Source organism: Dietzia sp. Cai40 (assembly GCF_014145165.1).
GTDB lineage: Bacteria > Actinomycetota > Actinomycetes > Mycobacteriales > Mycobacteriaceae > Dietzia > Dietzia natronolimnaea.
On sequence record NZ_JAALEB010000079.1, the window covers coordinates 1 to 3,566 of the forward strand.

At 71.3% G+C, this 3,566-nt stretch carries 3 protein-coding genes; 2 read left to right on the forward strand and 1 reads right to left on the reverse strand.

Features of this window, described 5'->3' with window-relative positions:
* The coding region (locus G6022_RS04065) for a fumarate reductase/succinate dehydrogenase flavoprotein subunit (protein WP_182691031.1) at nucleotides 1-1,783 on the forward strand (1,783 nt) is incomplete at its 5' end.
* Between the two features lie 34 nt (nucleotides 1,784-1,817).
* On the forward strand, nucleotides 1,818-2,561 hold the full coding sequence (locus tag G6022_RS04070; RefSeq protein WP_182640131.1) for a succinate dehydrogenase/fumarate reductase iron-sulfur subunit: 744 nt from the start codon (nucleotides 1,818-1,820) through the stop codon (nucleotides 2,559-2,561).
* Between the two features lie 24 nt (nucleotides 2,562-2,585).
* Here the strand turns inward: G6022_RS04070 and G6022_RS04075 are convergent.
* Nucleotides 2,586-3,566, reverse strand: a 981-nt coding sequence (locus G6022_RS04075; protein WP_182691033.1) for an AAA family ATPase, incomplete at its 5' end; no start/stop codon positions are given.

Consider the following 3,566-nt stretch of genomic DNA (forward strand, 5'->3'; position numbering starts at 1 on the left):
GGCCGCGCTCGGCGAGCTGGGGTACCGGGTCACCGCGCTGACCTACCACGACGCGCCGCGGCGCGCGCACTCCGTGGCGGCCCAGGGCGGGATCAACGCCGCCCGCGCGAGGCGGGTCGACGGCGACTCCCTGCACCGCTTCGTCGCCGACACGGTCAAGGGTGGCGACTTCCGGGGCCGGGAGGCCGAGGCGTTCAGGCTCGGCGAGGAGTCGGTTCGCGTCATCGACCACTTCTCGGGGATCGGCACGCCGTTCGCCCGGGAGTACGGGGGCGTGCTGTCCACGCGGTCGTTCGGCGGAGTGCAGGTCTCACGCACCTACTACTCACGCGGGCAGACCGGTCAGCAACTCCAGATCGCCGGCACCCAGGCCCTCCAGCGGCAGATCCGGGCGGGCACGGTGCGGTTGCACACCCGCCACGAGATGCTCGATCTGATCGTCGACGACGCCGGATGTCACGGGGTCGTGGTCCGCGACCTCGTTACCGGACACCTCCGCGCCGAGACCGCCCACGCCGTGGTGCTGGCGACGGGCGGCTACGGGAACGTCTTCCACGACTCCACGCTCGCGGTGAACTCCAACGCCTCGGCCGTGTGGCGGGCTCACCAGCGAGGGGCGTTGTTCGCCTCGCCGTCGTTCGTCCAGTTCCACCCCACCGCCCTGCCCAAGGACACGACCTGGCAGGCCAAGACCATCCTCATGAGCGAGTCGCTCCGCAACGACGGCCGCATCTGGGTGCCGAGGCACGCCGGCGACCACCGACCGCCGGGCGACATCCCCGATTCCGACCGCGACTTCTTCCTCGAGCGCCGCTACCCGGCCTACGGAAACCTGGTCCCCCGCGACGTGGCGTCACGGGCGATCACGGCGGAGATCCGCGACGGCCGCGGGGTGGGCCCCCGCCACAACTCGGTGTACCTGGACTTCCGGGACTCCCTCGCCCGCGACGGCCGGCAGCGGGTCGCCGAACGGTACGGCAACCTGTTCGAGATGTACTCCCACGCCACCGGCGAGGACCCGTACTCCGTCCCGATGCGCATCGCGCCCACCTGTCACTTCACCATGGGCGGGCTCTGGAGCGACTACGACCTCCAGACCTCGATCCCCGGACTGTTCGTCGGCGGCGAATGCGGCTGGGCGTATCACGGCGCCAACCGACTCGGCGCCAACTCGCTGCTCAGCGCCAGTGTGGACGGCTGGTTCACCCTCCCGTACTCGGTGCCGGCGCACCTGGCCGCCCGCCTCGGGGACGATCCACCGGACGACGACGACGAGGTGGTCACCACCGCCGTGGGCCGCGCCCGGGCGCGCGTCGAGGCGCTCCTCGCGGTGGGCGGATCCACCGGGCCCGCCCATTTCCACCGCGCGCTGGGCGAGATCCTCTACGCCGGCTGCGGGGTCACCCGCACGGCCGAGGGGCTGACCGCCGCGATCGGGCGCATCCGCGACCTCCGGGCCCGGTTCTGGTCCGACCTCCGCGTGACCGGGACCGGTGAGCACCTCAACCAGGTGCTCGAACTGGCCGGCCGGACGGCCGACTACCTGGAGCTGGCCGAACTGATGTGCGTCGACGCCCTGGACCGCGACGAATCCTGTGGCGCCCACTTCCGCGACGAACACCGGTCCCCGGGCGGCGAGGCGCTGCGCCGAGACGACCTCTGGCGCTTCGCCTCGGCCTGGGGATCGGCCGGCGACGACCGGGGCGGCCCGCGCACCTTCACCCGCCATGCCGAACCGCTCGACTTCTCCGCGGTCGAGCTCACCACGAGGGACTACCGATGAGATCCACCCGACGAACGACTGCGAGCACCACCCCGTGAGACTCACCCTGCGCGTGTGGAGGCAGGCCGGTCCCGAGGAGTCCGGCGACTACGTGGAGTACCACGTTCCGGACGCCGAACCGGAGATGAGCCTGCTCGAGCTGCTCGACTCGCTCAACGACCGACTGGTCGACGACGGGGTGGACCCGGTGGCCTTCGATTCCGACTGCCGGGAGGGGATCTGCGGAGCGTGCGGGGTGACCGTCGACGGGCGCGCGCACGGCCCGGCCGAGAACACCCCCTCGTGCCACCAGCGCCTGGACGCCTACTCCGACGGTGACACCCTGCGCATCGAACCGATGCGCGCGGCGGTGTTCCCCGTGATCCGGGACCTGGTGGTGGACCGCTCCGCGCTGGACGGGATAGCCGAGGCCGGCGCCCACGTGTCGCTTCCCGCGGGGACGGCCCCCGACGCCGACCTCACGGCACAGGGGCACGACGACGCGGAGACCGCACTGGATCTGGCGGCCTGCATCGGCTGCGGTGCGTGCGTGGCGGCCTGCCCCAACGGATCGGCCAATCTCTTCCTGGGTGCGAAGCTGGGGCATCTGGCCCTGATGCCGGTGGCGAGCCGCGAACGCGGGTCCCGGGCACGCGAGATGGTCGACGCCGCGGATCAGGAGTTCGGCTCCTGCTCCCTCTACGGCGAGTGCTCGAGGGTGTGCCCGGCGGGGATTCCGCTGCGTGCGATCGGCATGGTCAACCGGGAGCGCCTCCGCGCGGTCTTCAGGCGCTCGTGACCTGCCCCGCGCGCACGGGGGAGGTCAGCGCATGCGCTGGGAGATCACCTTGGAGATGCCGTCGCCCTGCATGGACACCCCGTAGAGGACGTCGGCGACGTCCATCGTGGGCTTCTGGTGGGTGATCACGATGAGCTGGCTGGTCTCCCGCAGCTGTTCGAACAACCCGATGAGGCGGCGCAGGTTGGTGTCGTCGAGTGCGGCCTCGACCTCGTCCATCACGTAGAACGGGCTGGGGCGGGCCTTGAAGATCGCCACCAGCATCGCCACGGCCGTCAACGACTTCTCGCCACCGGACAGCAGCGACAGTCGCTTGACCTTCTTGCCCGGCGGCCGGGCCTCCACCTCGATCCCCGTGGCCAGCATGTCCGTGGGGTCGGTGAGGATCAGCCGGCCCTCGCCGCCGGGGAACAGCACGGCGAACACGTCGCGGAACTCGCGTTCGACGTCCACCCATGCCTCGGTGAAGATCTGCTCGATCCTCTCGTCCACGTCATCGATCACCCCCTCGAGGTCGGCTCGGGCCTTCTTGACGTCGTCGAGCTGGGTGGACAGGAACGCGTACCTCTCCTCGAGGGCGGCGAACTCCTCCAACGCCAGCGGATTGACCTTGCCGAGGGTCGCGAGATCCTTCTGGGCCAGCTTGAGTCGACGCTCCTGCTCGGCACGCAGATACGGCATCGGCGGGGGCGGGGTGACGTCCTCCCCGCGCTCGCGGGCCGCCTCGTACTCCTCGATCTCCAGCGCGGACGGCGGAAGCGGCACCTCCGGTCCGTACTCCGCCACCAGGGCCTCCGGTTCGATGCCGTGCCGTTCCAGCACCGCGGACTCGAGTTCGGAGACCTTGACCTCGAGTTGGGCCCGGACGATCTCGTCGCGGTGGGCGGCGTCCCCCAGTCTGGTGACCTCGGCTTCCGCGCCCGCCAGCTCGGTACGGAGCGAGGCCACCCGTGCGGAGGCCTCCGAGCGCGCGGCCGCCAGCCGGTCACGCTCGGCCCCGGCCGC